The organism is Nocardia sp. NBC_01388 (assembly GCF_045040085.1).
GTDB lineage: Bacteria > Actinomycetota > Actinomycetes > Mycobacteriales > Mycobacteriaceae > Nocardia.
In genome coordinates this window covers 7,692,568-7,708,577 of the sequence record NZ_CP109553.1, presented here as the reverse complement: position 1 = coordinate 7,708,577, position 16,010 = coordinate 7,692,568, and the positions used below count along the sequence as shown (strand labels likewise).

General features: G+C 67.4%; 10 protein-coding genes. 1 reads left to right on the top strand and 9 read right to left on the bottom strand.

Annotation, left to right across the window (positions count from 1 at the left end; translation table 11 throughout):
• Positions 1–90: 90 nt before the first annotated feature.
• Positions 91–1,761 (bottom strand): hypothetical protein, encoded by a 1,671-nt coding sequence (locus OG716_RS36490; protein ID WP_405134826.1) that lies wholly within the window; start codon positions 1,759–1,761, stop codon positions 91–93.
• A gap of 232 nt (positions 1,762–1,993) precedes the next feature.
• Between OG716_RS36490 and OG716_RS36485 the strand changes: the two genes are divergently transcribed.
• Positions 1,994–3,601: a GMC oxidoreductase gene (locus OG716_RS36485; RefSeq protein WP_405134825.1), complete on the top strand. Its 1,608-nt coding sequence runs from the start codon at positions 1,994–1,996 to the stop codon at positions 3,599–3,601.
• Here the strand turns inward: OG716_RS36485 and OG716_RS36480 are convergent.
• From OG716_RS36480 to OG716_RS36445, 8 genes are all read right to left on the bottom strand, one after another.
• Positions 3,588–4,607, bottom strand: coding sequence for a nitroreductase family deazaflavin-dependent oxidoreductase (locus OG716_RS36480; RefSeq protein WP_405134824.1), 1,020 nt, complete (start codon positions 4,605–4,607; stop codon positions 3,588–3,590). The genes OG716_RS36485 and OG716_RS36480 overlap by 14 nt on opposite strands.
• A gap of 24 nt (positions 4,608–4,631) precedes the next feature.
• Positions 4,632–5,153, bottom strand: coding sequence for a hypothetical protein (locus OG716_RS36475; RefSeq protein WP_405134823.1), 522 nt, complete (start codon positions 5,151–5,153; stop codon positions 4,632–4,634).
• 13 nt (positions 5,154–5,166) lie between these two features.
• A complete protein-coding gene (locus OG716_RS36470; RefSeq protein ID WP_405134822.1) occupies positions 5,167–5,613 on the bottom strand; it encodes a hypothetical protein in 447 nt (148 codons plus the stop codon).
• Complete coding sequence (locus OG716_RS36465; RefSeq protein ID WP_405134821.1) at positions 5,610–6,842, bottom strand: FG-GAP repeat domain-containing protein; 1,233 nt, start codon at positions 6,840–6,842, stop codon at positions 5,610–5,612. Before OG716_RS36465 ends, OG716_RS36470 begins: the two co-directional genes overlap by 4 nt.
• 35 nt (positions 6,843–6,877) lie before the next feature.
• On the bottom strand, positions 6,878–8,599 hold the full coding sequence (locus OG716_RS36460; RefSeq protein WP_405134820.1) for a hypothetical protein: 1,722 nt from the start codon (positions 8,597–8,599) through the stop codon (positions 6,878–6,880).
• A 157-nt stretch (positions 8,600–8,756) separates the two neighbouring features.
• Positions 8,757–9,224, bottom strand: a complete 468-nt coding sequence (locus OG716_RS36455) for a hypothetical protein (protein ID WP_405134819.1) — start codon at positions 9,222–9,224, stop codon at positions 8,757–8,759.
• Positions 9,225–9,241: 17 nt separating this feature from the next.
• Positions 9,242–15,493 carry a hypothetical protein gene (locus OG716_RS36450; protein WP_405134818.1) on the bottom strand — a complete coding sequence of 2,084 codons (6,252 nt, stop codon included), beginning with the start codon at positions 15,491–15,493 and terminating at the stop codon, positions 9,242–9,244.
• A 6-nt stretch (positions 15,494–15,499) separates the two neighbouring features.
• A complete protein-coding gene (locus OG716_RS36445; protein WP_405134817.1) occupies positions 15,500–15,814 on the bottom strand; it encodes a hypothetical protein in 315 nt (104 codons plus the stop codon).
• Between the last annotated feature and the right edge of the window lie 196 nt (positions 15,815–16,010).

Below are 16,010 nucleotides of genomic sequence, written 5' to 3'. Positions count from 1 at the left end.
CACGCTATGCAGTCCCGATGGCATTGCCCAGGACAGGTCTGGCCAGGGGTTGACAGTTTCCGACGGACGCTTCCGACGGACACGCCGCGCTCAGGACGCGAGCGGCGCCGGGGTCACCGTGCCGCGGATGAAGTCGGCGAGCGCCAGCGCGATGGGTTCGGGCGAACCGTCGGCCCGCGGATCGGCTCCGGCCGCCACATCGCAGTGCAGATAGCCGGGAAACCAGTGCACATTGTGGTCCGGGAACACTCCCGCTCCGGCGATGACATCGGTGAAGCTGGACTGACCCATGAGATTGACGAAAGGCAATCGGGCCGCACCGTTTTCGTACCGGAGTGGCCCGAGCGATCCGGTGCGGCGACCGCACAGCGTGGCCACCGCGTCGAGCTGCTGGCGAATCGGAAAATAGTCTTCGAAGACATTGAGACGTCCACCCGCGAGGATCTTGGCCAGCTCGACGATGCTGACCACCTCACTGCCCGCGGTGGCCGCCGGAATGCCGGTGCGGGTGAATTGCCCTGGGGCATCGGCGGTTCCGCAGCGGTCGTAGTCACGCCAGCGGTAGAGCGTCTCGAACGAGGTCGGGCTGTAGCGCGGGGCGGTGCCGCAGGTCGCGCGATACAGCCCACGCAGGCCGCGAGTCTGGCCCGCCTCGAAGGACATCGGAAAAGTACGCGGCGCGACCTCGGCGCTGTCGAGCGTGCCGCAGCTCATGGAAAGCACCGCCTTGTTCACCGACATGTGCGCACCGCCCAGCAGCCCGAGCACGGCCTGATTGGTCAGCCGAAGCGCTCGATAATCAGTTGCGCGGCTGATGAATTCGCGCCACGTGCGCGTGGTGGAGCCGCGCACGATTCGCTCCGGGGTGCCCCGCCGGGGCAGCAGCCGGAGGATGTCGGACTCCGCCTCCGGGGCCAGCACGGCGGCCGCGGCGGTGGCCGCGACGATCGCGAAGGTTTCCGGATTGCCCCAGCCGCCCTTCAGAACCGCGGTGCTGTTCGGGGCGAGTCCGCGGCGCATGAGCGCCGGAACGCGCGCGGCGCCTCCTCCCAGCAGGCCGACGGGTCCGGACAGTGCGCGGCGCTCGGACAGCCGCAGTGGATCGAGATGGGTGATGGAGTCCAGTGCCACGAGTCCGGCGATCTGATCATGCCCGGGCCGACCGGCGAAATCCCATGCGGCATAGGTTCCGGCCTGGATCGCACCGAGCGAATGTCCGCCCAAGAACACCTTCTGCGCGCGCAGGTCGGCATCCGGAATCTCCCGGCACAGCACCTCGTGTGTGTCCTGCACCGTGCGGGCAGAACCGAATTCGGACAGGAAGCCGAGTTCGCGATCACGATGGAAACCTCCGAAGACCCTGCCGCCGACCTTCTTTCCGCCGTAGTAGTAGTCGAAGGCGAGGTGGTAGTCGCCCTCGGCCAGCGCCACTTCGATGCCGGAGTGGTCCTCCACGCCATTGGCGCGCCGGTCCAGCACCCACACCTCGGCACTGATCCCGGACGCCAGCAGATTGCGAACGGTGTTGCGGCCCAGCGGTTGCAGCGATCGTGCACCGGCGATGGCCCCGGGCAGCAGCACGATCACCACGTCGGCGCGGGCCGGGTCGTCGGGCGCCCCGGCCGGTCTGATCCGCAGGTGACGCAGATCGTCGCAGTCCACCGGATGCGCGGGGAAACCCTCCGGCAGCGGGAGGTGATGAGTCACCATGCTCAGCCGGATATCGTCCGCGACCTCCAGGACCTGTTCCGTACGCGTCATCGCCCAATCTCCCCGTTCGGTCCGGTTGTGGTCGAGCCAGGTTAGGCAGATCGCCCGGGCGTTCGGCCGGAGCCGGGGCGCGACGGCGGAAAGAGCGAATGGACTGGCCGCTGGAATCAAACGGGCCTCGCGCCGACGCGAAATATCAATCGCGAGTCCGCGACTGCACTGGTCGCGACGGTGCTGACGCCGATAGCGTGCGCGGAACATCGGCAGTGCGGAGGAATACGACGTGAATATTTCCCAGCCCGGGAATGCGAACTTCGACTTCGATTGGCTCGTGATCGGCAGCGGTTTCGGCGGTGCGGTGAGCGCATTGCGGCTGTCGGAGAAGGGATATCGGGTGGGCGTGCTCGAACAGGGCCGTCGCTTCGCCGATACGGATTTCGCCGAAAAGGCCACGCAGTTGCGGAAATTCCTGTGGCTGCCCGGCCTCGGACTACGCGGGATTCTGCGGATCGCACCCTACAAACACGCCATGGTGCTGGGCGGAGTCGGTGTCGGCGGCGGCAGCCTGGTGTACGCCAACACCATGTATCAACCACAGCACGACGACTTCTACCGGCATCCGCAGTGGTCCGAATTGGCGGACTGGCGTGCGGAATTGGAGCCGCACTACCGGACGGCGTTGCGAATGTTCGGAGTGCAGGACTACCAGGGCGAACGACCGGTGGACGGTCTCATGCGCGAACTCGCGGCCGAACTCGGGGTGCCGGAGGGTTATCGGCACACACCGGTGGCGGTGCATTTCGGCACGGCCGGACAGACGGTCCCGGACCCGTATTTCGAGGGCGCCGGTCCCGCGCGAACCGGCTGCGTGCGTTGCGGGCAGTGCATGCTGGGTTGCCGCTACGGCGCGAAGAACAGCCTGCCGAAGAACTACCTGTGGCTCGCGGAAAAGTCCGGCGTCACAGTCGCTCCCGAGCTCAAGGCGATCGATATCACCCCGCTGGGAGGCGGCGACGGTGAGCACGGCTATCGCGTGCGCGCACGACGGCCCGGCCCGGGGCGCGGCCGTGCCCGGGAGTTCACCGCACGCGGGGTGGTCCTGGCGGCGGGAACGCTGGGCACCAACGAATTGCTCGGCGCGTGCAAACGCCGGGGTTCCCTGCCGAAGGTGTCGGATCGGCTGGGACAGGTGGTGCGCACGAATGACGAATCCATCCCGGCCGCTTCCAGTTCGACCGCCGGCGCGGACTACCGCAGTGATATCGCGATCACTTCGAGCGTCTTCCTCGACGAGCACACCCATTTCACCAACAACACCTACGGCGACGGTGGCGGATTTCTCGCCCTGACCTACGGACCCGTCACCACGGCCGGCACCTCGCTGGGTCGCTGGGCACAATTCCTGCGGGAATACCCGGTATACCTGCTGCGCCTACTGCGGAACCGGCAGTGGTCGCGGCGGACGGTCATCTTCACTGTCATGCGCGGCACCGACGTATCCCTGCGGCTGCGTAAGGGGTTCGGCCCCGGGCGCATGCAGACCGAGTCGGTGAGCACGCCGGCCGGCGGGGTCTCGGCGGTCGACGTCGCCCGGCGGGTCGCCGCCGCGGCCGCGCGCCGGATGAACGGCAGTCCGCTGGCCTCACTCGGGGAAACCCTCGGATCCGCGCCCATGACCGCGCACTTCCTCGGTGGCGCGGTCATCGGCGCGGATCGCGACCACGGCGTAATCGACCGCAACCATCGGGTTTTCGGCTACCAGAACCTGCTGGTCTGCGATGGTTCGGCGGTACCGGCGAATGTGGGCGTCAATCCGAGCCTGACCATCTGCGCCATGACGGAGGCCGCCATGGCGCAGGTCCCGGCGGGAGCGGACTTCACTCCTCGGTGAGGTCGGCGACCAGCACCTGAACCAGACGGGTGTAGCGCTGGACCTGTTTCGGCAATTCGGTCGCGGCGGCGGCGTCCACCACCCGCGGATCGGTGAAAGAACGGGTCCGGCCGCGATAGGTGACCTCGCCGCCACCCGCTGCCAGCACATTGCGCAGCCAATCGGACCTGCTGCCGTAGATCAGCGGCACCACCAGCAACTTCTCCGTGTAGCGGGCGGCCACCGGCGCGGCGAAGGAACGGCCGGACTTCCGGCCCCGATGGTGAACAACGCTGTAGGGCCGGATCTTTCCGGCATAGGCCCGCGCGATCCGATTGGTCACCCGGCGATTGAAACCCGCGAGCCAGCCCGGCGTAAGGGCGTCACCGCTGGATTCATCCCGCAGCCAGCGCAGCGGGCCCCGACGCCACATATCCGACTCCGGCTGGATGCCATAGGTGTTCAGCATCATGGCCAGCATCTCGTAGTGGCCGACCAGCATGCACAGGTCGACGATCTGCGGATGTGAAAGATGCTGGGCCAGTTCATGAAACGTCGGCTCCGAGATCGCGCGCGCCTCATGCAGCTCGTCCACTGCCCGCAACAGCACCCGCTGCGGTTCGCTCCAGCCCGGCGCTTCGGGGCCAGCGCTCACCCGCTCCACCGTCTGCACGGACAGCCCGCTGAGGCGAGCCGCGTAGACGTGATGGTGCCATTCGTAGCGCGCCCCGGCATTCCACGCGGTCCGCAAGGTGGCCAGTTCGCAGTCGACCCGGGACAGCTTGCTGCGCAGTACTATTCGAAGCCCGAAGGGCGCGTACGCGAGTGCCAGCGCCCCGCCGCGCCCCATGATCTCGAGCAGTTTGACCCGCCGCCCGCCGCCGACCCGACCGGCAGCGCGCGCGATCAACCAGGTGAGGGTGTCGGTGCCGCGAAACTCACCGAGGCCGGGCATGAGCTCCTGCGCCGGCCCCCGCCAGTGCGAAGCGGTCTCGGTGCGGGCGGCGACATCGGATTTGAGTGTCACATCACGTCCTTCGATAGCTCGCGGTCAATTGACGAACCGGAAGCAGGTGCGCTGGCCCGCGTCTCCGGGCCGGGCGGCACGGTGGCACACCATCGCGTAGTCGCGGCCCGGATGCTGGGACAGGTTGTTCCAGATGCTCAGGTTGGAGTGCAGGGGAACCACCTCCTGACTGCCGTCCTTGAGATAGAGGGTCATCTCACCATCCGCGCCGCCGGGATCGCCCAGTTTCAGATCGGCCAGCCAGCCCAGTGTGAAGATCGGAAGATCCGGGCTCACATACCAATTGCCCGCGTCATAGGTGGTCCACTCGGGCGTGAGGTCGGTGTGCTTGAAATCGAACCCGGCGAGATTGATACCGAAGTTGATCGGCGGCAACCAGCCGGCGCTGGTGGTCAGGCCCGGCGGCAGCGGCGCGGGCTGCGGCGCCGCCGGTTCGTTGACGGACGGCGGCAGTTCGGCGTCGGCCGGCGCCGGGGCGGCCGGCAGCGCGGCCAGGGTCGCGAGTACCGCGCCGGTGAGCACCCGGCGGGTGAAAGCGGAAGTCATGGCGAGTCTTTCGTCAGTCGTTGGGGAAGCGCAGGCAGGTACGGGTGCGGTACGGGTCGGTGGTGACCTCACCGCACACCTCCGCGTATGCGCCGGCCGGACGGCTCGCGGTGACCGCGTAGATGATGGGCAGGCCGCAGGTCTGGCCCACCGGCACGATCTCCGGCACGCTGCCGTCCTTGGGATAGAAGGCGAATCGGCCCGAAACACAATGTCCCCCAGCGGTAGTGGCCAGCACGCCGAGCACGCCCGGGGGCACCGCCGGAGTGAGGGTGGCGATATCGGCGTCGAACAGCGCACCCGCCGGGACGGTCGTGAAATGGTTGATTCCGGTGCCGCCGAAGTTGGTCCCGAAGGACAGGGTCGGCTCCACCGCGGACGCCTGCGGTGCGGCGAGCGTGGCGGTGACCGCCAGCGCCCCACCGGCCGCGACCAGTCCGGCAGCGATCTTGTTTCTCATCGACCCTGTTGCCCTTCATCGGAATCGAGCGGAATGCGGTTGCGCAGCACGGCCACCGATTCCGACAACATGCTCATGGTGATGATGTCGTCGTGCCGGTCGTTGTCCAGGCGCACGGCCTCGGCGGCCTGCCCGCCCAGCCCCACGGTGTGCTGTTCCACGTAGCTGAAGGTGCGGTCGCCGTTATTGCGGTAGATCAGGGCCGCCGAGGGCGCGTACTGCACCGCGGCGATGTCCATCCGGCCACTGCCGGTGAAATCGCCGATCGCGATCGCGCACGGGGTGATGGAGCCGAAGGTGTTCTGCGGCGGGCCGAAATTGCCGTGCCCGTCGCCGTACATCACCGAGAAGCTGAAGGCGGCGACATTCGCGGAGATGACATCGGCAATGCCGTCGCCGTCCACATCGGCGACCTTCAGATCCTCATCGGGCAGCGGCAGCAGGTTCCAGCGCGGCGCCTCGAAACCACCGTGCTGATCGTTGCGCAGCACCCAGAAGCCGGTGGTGCCGAGGTCACCGGTGACGATGTCGGCGTATCCGTCATTGTCGAGGTCTGCGACCAGGACCGTGGAACGGATCAAACCCCCGGCCAGCCACTGCGGATCACCGAAGTGACCGGTGCCGTCGTTGTGCATGACGCCGATCGCGCCGGGCACCGGAAGCAGATTGTTGAAAGCGAGGTCCAGATGACCCGTGTGGTTGAAGTCGCCGAGTTGCACACCGACCGGCAGACCACCGGTGCGGTAGGTGACCTCCGGATTCGGATCACGTGAGTAGACCCGATCGACGGTGAAATGACCGCTGCCGTCATTGAACAGCACGCTGATGCTGAACTGATTGCTCACCACCAGATCCAGATTTCCGGTACCCCGAATATCGCCCGCCACAACGGCATTCGCACCGATCTCGGTGGGGATGAATTGTGTCCGGCTCAGGTGACCGTGACCGTCTCCGCGCATGATGGCGACGCCGCCCGCCACACCGGTGGCGGCCACCGACTGATTTCCGTCATGGAAGAAGTCACCCGTGGCCATGGTCTGCGAGCCGTAGCCCGCGCCCAATCCGCCCGCATAGGACTCGGCGGAATCCTCGAACACCGGATCGGGTCCGGACGAGCCGGTGAGACTGGAGCCGGTATCGGGCGTGGCCGTCGCCGTACCGGGCACACTCGGGCCGGCCAGCGCCAGGGCCAGCGCTCCCACGGTGAACAGTGTCTTGTGTACCGACATATGTTGCTTCCCTGCTGAATTGGTCTCGACGGTCACTACTGCGGCGTGCAGTCGTGCCAGCCGGGGCTGCTGGTGAGGTTCTGGAGCAGGATCTGCGGACGCAGCACCTGTTCGAGGGTGGCGCGGTCCGGAATTGTCACGCACAGGCTGGGCCCGTCATGGCCCTGCGGCGCGTATTCGGTGGCCACCGCCCGCGACAGCCCGTCGACCGGCCGGCTCAGCGCATCGCAGGCCGCCTGATCGGGTTCGCCGCGGCCGTAGCAATCGAACCAGGACAGCGCGTAATGCACCGACAGCGCAGGGGATTTCACATTGTGCGGCACCCCGAGCCAGTTGATGGAGTCACCGTGGCTGCCGCCCTCGTAGGTGATCGACATCATCGGGCTGGTGCTGCGGGGGTCACGGCGCTCCATATCGTAGAGATCCTTGGTGCCGATCGGGCCGTCCGTCGCCGACAGCACCGGATTGGGGATGATCAGACCGTTCTCGTTGAGACCCGGAATATCGAGATCCGCGGTCTGATACTGCACCGCCGCCGAGGCCGGGGCCTGGGTGTAGCCGGAGAGGCCGACGAAGGAATCGACCCTGGGCAGTGGGCGGCCGTCGTAGCCGTGCCCCTCGTCCTGCCAGCGCAGGTACGACGACATGCCGATGGAGCCCACGGACTGCCCGTACAGATTGATGTGGTCGAGATCGAGCATGTTCAGCCACGGATTGGGCTGATTCTCGCCCGCCGGGGCGTACGCGGGATTGATCCGGACCAGTCGCGGGTTCTGCAGCCGCATCACATTGCCGAGTTCGTTGCCGAGCTCGCTGATCGCCGTAATGTCTTGACCGGCAACCCATCTGGTGACATCCTGCGCGTCCAGGCAGGAACCAGGCGCGAAACAACCCCAGGAGGCGAGCAGCGGCGTCACCAGATCCAGGGCATTGCCATCGCTGGCGGGCTGGCCGGCCTGGGCGAAGGTGAAACTGATGAACCCGTCACGAGCCGCGCCCTCGGAATACATGCCGATATCGCTCTGATGCTCGGCGGCGCCCGGGAATCCGATGGTGACAGGGTGCTTTTCGGGCCCCGGATTGTCCGGGTCGACTCCGGCGGGGAAGAAGACCTTGCCTGCCAGGGAGATTCCGCGCGCATTGATCACCCGGAACTTTCTGACCGTGCCCAGCTTGAACTCCGCGCCGGAATCCGCTGGGGCACAGACGCCGTCCGCGGTCTCGAACCACACGGTGCCGTCGGGGTTGTTGCACGGCAGCCGGAACGTGGCCGCATTGTCGGCCGGATTGTCGTAATCGTCATCCAGTGTTTGATCATCGGCGTCGTCGACGCCGAAGCGGCCGTTGTGATTCCAGTCCGGAACGTACGCCGGATGCGTCGGCAGACTCAGCCCGAACGGCGCGACATGGGTCAGCGCATCCCAGAACTTCTGCGCCGCGGCGAGCGCCCCCTGCGCGCCCGCCGGCGTATGCCAGGTCTCGGGTTTGCCCAGATCCTCGAAGGGCTGGGCCAGCCGGCCGACATTGGTGAGAATGCCGGCCTTCACGAAGTAGTCGAGCTGCCCGGGTGTCAGGAGATCGACAAATGTTCCGGTGAACACCTGCCCGATCTCACTGAACAGATACGACGGGTCCGGCGGCTGTGGCGCGGAATAGACATCCGCCTGTGCGGGCGCGATGCCCGCACTCCCGCCCAAAGCGAGCAGTGCCGCCGCCGGCAACGCCGCCAGACCACGAATACGACGGGCTCTACGCACCTGGAACCTCCTGGCTCACTCCACGACCCGAATCCGCGGTGATCCAGGTCTCAGTGTGAATTGAAGTGGCTCAGACACTCGATCGGCAGGTCGCCGACGGCCAGAAGATTGACAGTTGCCGACAGGACCGGTGTGCCGCCGCCGGGCGCGGCTCAGTTCACGGTTCCGACGGCCGGTCGATCCGGGTCGGGAAGGGGGCGCCTTCATCGGAATCGGGGGCAAAGGATGGGGTTGATCCGGCCATGCTGAGGTAGCCGTTGACACTCTGGGTGAGGGTGAGCCCGTAGCCGTCCCGGGTCTGGGTGTAGCCGGCGCGGGGGCGCGCATCTCGATCGGTTCGAATTGCCCAGCCCTGGGTGCGCCAGGCGTGCATCACCAGGTCGAAACAGCGGTCCGAGGTATCGGGAGTGGCGCCCAGCACCCAGTACCGAATGTCGAAGAATTCCAGCAGATTGTCGGGATCGCTTTCGTCCCACGGCAGTCTGACGCCGCGGTGGAAGGCGGCGGCCGGCAGATCCGGGTGACGGAGTGCCAGCGCCAGTTCGGCGGGCAGGGCCCGGAGCGTCTCGGTGAAGTGCCGCAGCAATTGCGCACGGATCTCGCCCTGCGTCGTTGCCGATGGCATATCGTCCTCGTTTCTGTTCAGCGGAGCAGGTCCTCGTGGCCGGTCAGGATCAGCCCGAGACTGCGGTAGGACTGATTGCGGGAGCCGAAATAGTTCTTACCCACATGGTCGGCCGGATTCCAGCCCAGCCGGGTCTCGCTGGGTGTGGTGCCCGATTCGAAAACCGTAGCGCCGAACGCCGGATCGGTCGGCGCGGGGCCGTGGGTGGGTGGCATCAGCTGGATGGAGTCGTATTCGGCCATGGTCGCGAAGACGTGGTCGCCGGTCTCGGCGGGGTCGACGCCCGTCAGTCGCAGATCCCCGGCGTGCGTCACGCCGGTGCCCCAGCTCCCGACGAATACCAGGGCGTCGGTGTTCAGCGCGTGACCATGCCCGGCCGAATGCCCGCCGGTGACACCGCCGTACGAATGCGCGATGGTCGTCGTATGCGCGGGCGGTCCCTGATGGGTGGCCCGCAGCCCGTCGTGATACTCCCGCACCTTCGCCGCTCCGTCCTCCGCATGGGCCGAATGCAGTGCCGAGACCAGCGAATTCGGATTGTTGTAGGCGCCGAAGAGAATCACCGACGTCGCCGCGGTCGGGTCGATCGCCAGCGCGGCCTGCCGCACCTGCTCCAGAGTTTCCAGCGCGTAGCCGACACCGCTGCGCCGGCGGAACGCACCGGCCAATTCGATCGCCACATTGTGGGCGGTATCGGGATTGCCCAGGGCATAGATGTATTGGAGCTTGTCGTCGAGATACGACAGGTAGTGCTCCGGCATGCCCTCCTCGGCCGGCTCCAGGAATTTCTGCATATCGCGGATGATGTCCAGGCGCTCCGGGCTGGTGTTCTCCGCGTGCTCCCGCAGCAACTCGAGGGTTTGCCGGTTGTACCTGTCGCGGTCGATCTGCGGTATGCCGTCCCGGTTTCCGATGAAGGGGTCGGCGCGATGCCAGGCGTCCTTCTGCTCCGGCGAAAGGTTCGACCAAACCTCGTGCAGCTGTTGCGGATCGGCGGGGAGCCGGTAGTCCGGATCGGCGGGAAGTCCGATATCCGGCGCCGGCGCACTCGCCGGAGTCTCCTCCGCGTCCGGCGGCCATCGGAACCATCGCGCACCCGAATCCGGGTCCTCGACAATGTGATTGCCCGCGAGCCGGATCCGCTCGATGGCCGTCGCGCCCGGCCCTTCATCGGCCGAACGGGCAAGATGTTCGGCCATCTCGGCTCGATACGTCAGATGAGCCTTCATGACGGCCTTGTGGAACGGCAGCGACAGGAAGTCGAGAACATTCGAAGCCCTTGTCGCAAGCCGGATCTCGTCGACGAACTGCCGGTCCTGCGCGGGAAGATCGGACTCGCGGCGACCGGCGTCGGCGAGCAGATCGTCCACCTGCCCGCGGGCGTGCTCGGGCAGCAGATCGGCAATGAGCTCGCGCCGTTCCGCCGCGCCCGGCGTGTCCTGCCGTAATCCGAGTCGCTCGACAAGGGACAGCGCCTCACGACGCAGGGAGTTGTGCTCGGCGGAATCGGGCCCCGCCTCCGGCGAGATCCGCGCCGCCTGTTCGGCCAGCGCCTGCAGCTGATCGATCCTGCCGAGATCGTGCGGGGTCGGGACGGATTCGGGATGGAACTCCCCCGGCCGCAGAATGCTCTCGGGCGGCAGATGCGCCAAATCGATGCGGCGAGCGAGGTCCGGATCGTATTCGGCCAGCAGCCGTTCCGCGGTGGGGGCGTGCGCGGGATCGCGCAGGCCCACCCGCTCGATCAGATCGTGCAGCTTGCCCTGTAGCTCCGGAACCTCGTGCTGCCGTGCACGATCCGTGGTGGCTTCGTCGATATGTGCTGCCAAGTCGCGCATGTCGCCGAATCGGTCGCGGAGATGCGGCGTCATCTCCGCGGGACGATCATCAGGAGAGGTGCCCTCGAGCACGGACTCTGGAGACAGATCCGCTGCGTCGCTGTGCCGCACGCCCGCGTGAGAATCACCGCCCGGGTCGGCCGCCCCGTGCTCCGTGCCGTTCTCGTGTGGAGCCGGGGGTTTGCCGATGTCCGAATGTGCCCAATTACCAGCGGAATCCGGCTCGTAGGAGATCACCCACCGATGCTCGGGCTGCGGCGGGGAGAACTCGGCCATCCGCTCGTGCGGGAGCTTATTGCTCGAGCCCGCGTCGATCGTGTAGTCGTAATCCTTATTGCCCGGGTGCGGGAAATCGGTGCGCTCCACCAGCTTGAACGGATTGGTTCCGTCCTGGTGCACCCGCTCCAGCGCCTCCCACAGCTTGGTGCCCAGAATGTGATTGCGGCTGCCCGGCGGCCCATCCACCTTGTCCGGCTTCATATCCCACTGGACTTCGACGCGCCCGCCCGGTGCGAGCCCCTCCGACAGGTTCCTGGCAATGGCGTCGTAGACGGCATCGGGGAGTTTGGCGCTGACATTATTGATGTAGACGCGTGCGATATCGCCGCCGAGCAGGTGGCTGTTGCCCAGCAGATCACCGAAGACCATGACGCTGCCCGGTTCGGTGAGCGGTCCGGGATCGAGAATGCCGAGATCGCGGCGGCGCTGACCGGCGAGGGCCGCATCGGCCAACTCGGTCTTGATGATCAGGCCACCGCCGGCCCGATCCGCGGCCGGTGTCATCTCGACGCCGAAGGCGCCGCGGCCGACACCCACATCGATGGTGTGCCCGCCCGCCGCCGCGGCGGGGACCGGCGGGCGCGGTTGCGGTGCGATCCGCTCATTGCCGGGCCCGAAGACCAACTGGTCCAAGGGCAATCGGTGTTGCGGCTGCGGGCGGGGCAGCACCTCGACGGTGGACAGGCCGTCCACCGGATCGTGCAGGATCACCGCGTATTCGACGGTGAGGCCGTTCTCGGCCGCGCCCCGGTTGGCGCGATCGATGCCGTGCAGGAAATCCGCCAGGGTGGTCTGCTCGCCGCCGACGGTCATCCGCCCCGTCTCGTGATCGATCACGCCGGTGATCCGATCCACAGCGGTCACGAAACCGTCTGCGGCAGCGTGCATCTGCGCGAAGCGGTCCGGACCGAGAGCCTCGCGCGCCGCTTCGGGCATGCCGTCGTGGAAGCGGTCGATGGCGCGGTGGATCGCCGCGGCCTGCTCCGGTCCGCGCAGCGTGGGGTGATTGATCGCCGCATTGATCGGGTCGAGCCCCCTGAACAACCCCGGCACCTGACCGCGCGCGGCCTTGGCCTCGGGTTCGAAGATCGGGTCGAAGACGCGCCGCGAGAGTTCTTCGCGCAGGCGGCCGTTCAGGCCCTGCTCCTCGGTGCGCACGACATCGCCGGCATGATCGCCGGTCAGCAGATCCCGCAACCCGCCCAGATGATTCTCGGCCGCCTGGTCGAATCCGGCCTGCGTGAGGTCCGGGTTGAATGCCGGGCGCTGGGAGTGCACACCGTCCCGCTCCAGCTCTATTCGGTGCGTGAGAGTCGAATCATGCCCGGCGAGCAGGTGTTCCACCGTAGGGGCGTGCGCGGGATCACGGAATCCCAGGTGATCCATGAGGTCGCTGAGATCACGGCGCAGTCCCGGAAGCTCGTGCGCCCGGCCCGGATCCACAATGGCTCGGTCGATATGGGTTGTCAGGGTGCGCAATTCGGCGAACCGTCCGCCCAGCTGCGTCGACATCCGGGTGGGGCGATCATCGTGCGGATCGATCAGGATGTCATCGTCCTGCGACAGCCGGATCTCGGCCAGCTCGTGCGCCAGCGCGCGGACAACATCCTGATCGCGAGCGTGCTCCGACACCCGCACATCGAAACCGTCCGCACTGGGCCGGAATTCGGCCACATTGTTCCGCTCCGTCGGACCGACCTCGATCCGCACCAGCCGGCCGTCGGAGAGCACAAAATGCTGCTCATCCCGATTCCAGGAAACCCCCTCGGGCGTAATGAGCCGACCCTGCTCCTTGATCTGATCGTGCACAAAATCCAGCGAGAGCGGATCCCCGGTACGCGCACTGCCATGAAACTCCCCCACCGGCCCCGCCGCGGCGACATCGTATTTCCGCGTCTCACCCGGAACACGCGGACCATCGGCCTCGGCACGGTGCGGTGCGGAAGTATCGACGGGAATCGGTACCACAGCTTCCGGCACCCCGGCACGCTCACCACCGGTACCCGTGTGATCGCCAGCCGCACCAGCATGATCGCCAGCCGCACCAGCATGATCGCCAGCCGGGCCGGCATGATCGCCAGCCGGGCCGGCATGATCGCCAGCCGGGCCGGCATGATCGCCGGGCACAGCCGAGCGATCGCCCGGTGCACCCGTGTGGCCGCCCGCCGGACCGACCCGGTCACCGGGCGCACCTCTGTCATCACTCGGGGCACCGGCTCGATCGGCCGACGCGGCCGCAAGCGGGTCCTGACCGTCCTGATGGTCACTGCCGCTATCGGTCCGGGCGTGCGCCGTGGCGGGCTCGATGCCGGTGCTGGCGGCCCGAACCGCTGCGTCCGGTCGGGTCGGTCGGTCTACCGCACCGGCGCGGGGATCGCTGCTGGGGGTGCTCGGTTTGAGGGCGGTGCCGTCGGACGGCGCTCCGGCGCGAAAGTCACGCGGGAGCGGGACGGCCTTGCCGGGATCGGCTGCGGGCGCCCGGACTTCACTGGCGGCCACGGGGTTCGGACTGGCCGAGGGAGTGGCGTGCGCGGGCGGGGCGCTTGCGGGCGGGGCAGGCTGGCCCGCCTCGCCGACCGGTCCGGTGGCGCCGGCCGGTGAGACGCTGTTCGCCGCCTGGGGATACGGGTCTGCCGAAGACTCCGAGGCGGGATGGGGTGCGGTGTCGCCCGGGTGGCTGGCCGCCTCCACCCTCGAGGCCGGATCGTCGATGGGACTGTGGATATCCGAGCGCGAGTTCGTACCGGGATCCGAATTTCCGTCGTTATCAACGAGATTCGAATCGCCTGCTCGATCGCCGCCCGGCGCGGAGGCGCCGGAGGCGGGATGCGAGGACGAATCCGTTGTGCCGGTGCCGTCCTGGGCATTCGCCTCCGGCTGATCACGCCGGTTGTCGATCACCGCCGGGACGTTGTTGTCGCCAGGCGCGGCGTCGTGGCCGGGCGCCGAGGTGTCCCGACCGGGCGCGGTAGTGGTGTCCACCCCGGTCGCACTGGTCGAGTGGACGCCAGGACCGCCCGGCTGCCCGTCAACCGCCGGATCGGTGACGCCACCGGAGCGTCCGGCGGTCGTGGCGCCCGGCTGGTCCAGCGTGCTCGCACCGGGCCGGTCCAGTGTGGTGACGCCGGAGTGGTCGGTGTCGAAGTTCTGGACACCGGCGGCGCGCGGTATCGGGGCGCTGCCGTCGCGAAAGTCCATGGGTCCGGCGTGATTGGTCTGGCCGTCATAGCCGTGCAGCCCACTGGGTCCGGCTCCGGCCAGCGCACCGCCGGTCAGGGTGCGCGGATCCAGGTCCCAGTTCCCATTGACGAGTCCACCGGCCAGCCAGGCCGTCCCGGCGCCGCCGAGACCCGCGGTCGCACCGGTGAGCCCGCCGTTGAACACACCGCGCATGCCGCCCATATCGGTCGGAAACATATGGTGCGCACCGAAACCCGCCGCGCCGCCCCCGGCGCCCGACACGGCGGAGACGAGGGCGTTCTTCCCGATCGCACCCCAGTCGTAGCCGTGCCCGTGGCCGGTCTCGTTCTGAATGGTCTGGACGAGGAACTCCTGGGTGGTGCCCTGGAAGGTGGAGACGAGCGCCCCCTGCCCGATCTCGTAGATGAGCTTGGGGAGAACCTCTTTCAGCACCGCATTGGTAATGCGGCCCTCGATCATCTGCTCGATGCGCTCGGCGGCCTGCTGCCCGAGCTCCCGGAAGAACACCCGCGCCGTGCTGAGCACAACGGCTTCCGACTCCGGTGCGAACGGCCCGGTCGCCGCGGCCCAGGCGAGTTCGCCGATCAACCAGGCGCCCGCGATATAGAAGTTGAGTTTGCCCGCCTGCAGCTGATCGCCCATACCGTCTGCGGCAGTCGACAACTGGCGATAATTATCGGCGAATTCCCGCACCGAGCCGTGCCCGGACGCATCACCGTCGCGCAGCGGCGTGAGCCATTTCAGTATTTCCTGGCCGCCGTCACCATCCGGATAGGCGTCGCCGAGGGCGTTGATCAGATGATCGAGGTCGGTGATGATGTCATCGGCCTGTCCCGCAACGGCTTCGATATCGCGGGCCATCTGCCACATCTTGTCTTCATTGCCGTGCGGCCACGCGGAACCCACCACCCAGCTCAGCCATTCGAGCCACGACGGAAACTCCAGCGCCACGGCGTATTACGCGAAGCCGTCGCGGTTACCGTGCTCCATGGCCGTGAGCCGCTGCGCGGAGGTCTGCAGCCCGCTGGTCAAATTGCCGAAGGAGTCCGACAGATTCTCGGTCCCCGCAGCCATATTCGCGCTCCCGGTGACAAATCCCTTGGCGCCGTCGGCGAACTTGCGCCCGAAATCGTCATCGCCCCAGGCGGTCTGCCCCGGCGCCACCGCGGCCCGGGCAGCATCGGCCATGCCCTGCAAGCGAGCGCGAATCTCCCCGGCAATGGCCGCCGCATCCTGCACGAACTCCGGATGCGCGTTCAGCTTCCCCGCCATAGTCAGCCCCTCGCGAGTTTTCCGATCGACACCGCGGTACCAGCAGCGCGGTGAGATCGACTGTCCCACAGCCGAACAGTGAACACAAGATGAACACCGGGCCGGCTCACGCCGAACGGGAAGAGGACAGCTGTGCCACCAGTCCCTGCGGCGAACAGATCCGAACCGGACGCGCCTGACCTTCCGGTGCCGCGTG

Coding starts and splice junctions, on each gene's coding strand:
- OG716_RS36490 (WP_405134826.1), bottom strand. CDS start 1,761: ATGACGCGTACGGAACAGGTCCTGGAGGTCGCGGACGATATCCGGCTG.
- OG716_RS36475 (WP_405134823.1), bottom strand. CDS start 5,153: ATGACTTCCGCTTTCACCCGCCGGGTGCTCACCGGCGCGGTACTCGCG.
- OG716_RS36470 (WP_405134822.1), bottom strand. CDS start 5,613: ATGAGAAACAAGATCGCTGCCGGACTGGTCGCGGCCGGTGGGGCGCTG.
- OG716_RS36465 (WP_405134821.1), bottom strand. CDS start 6,842: ATGTCGGTACACAAGACACTGTTCACCGTGGGAGCGCTGGCCCTGGCG.
- OG716_RS36455 (WP_405134819.1), bottom strand. CDS start 9,224: ATGCCATCGGCAACGACGCAGGGCGAGATCCGTGCGCAATTGCTGCGG.
- OG716_RS36445 (WP_405134817.1), bottom strand. CDS start 15,814: ATGGCGGGGAAGCTGAACGCGCATCCGGAGTTCGTGCAGGATGCGGCG.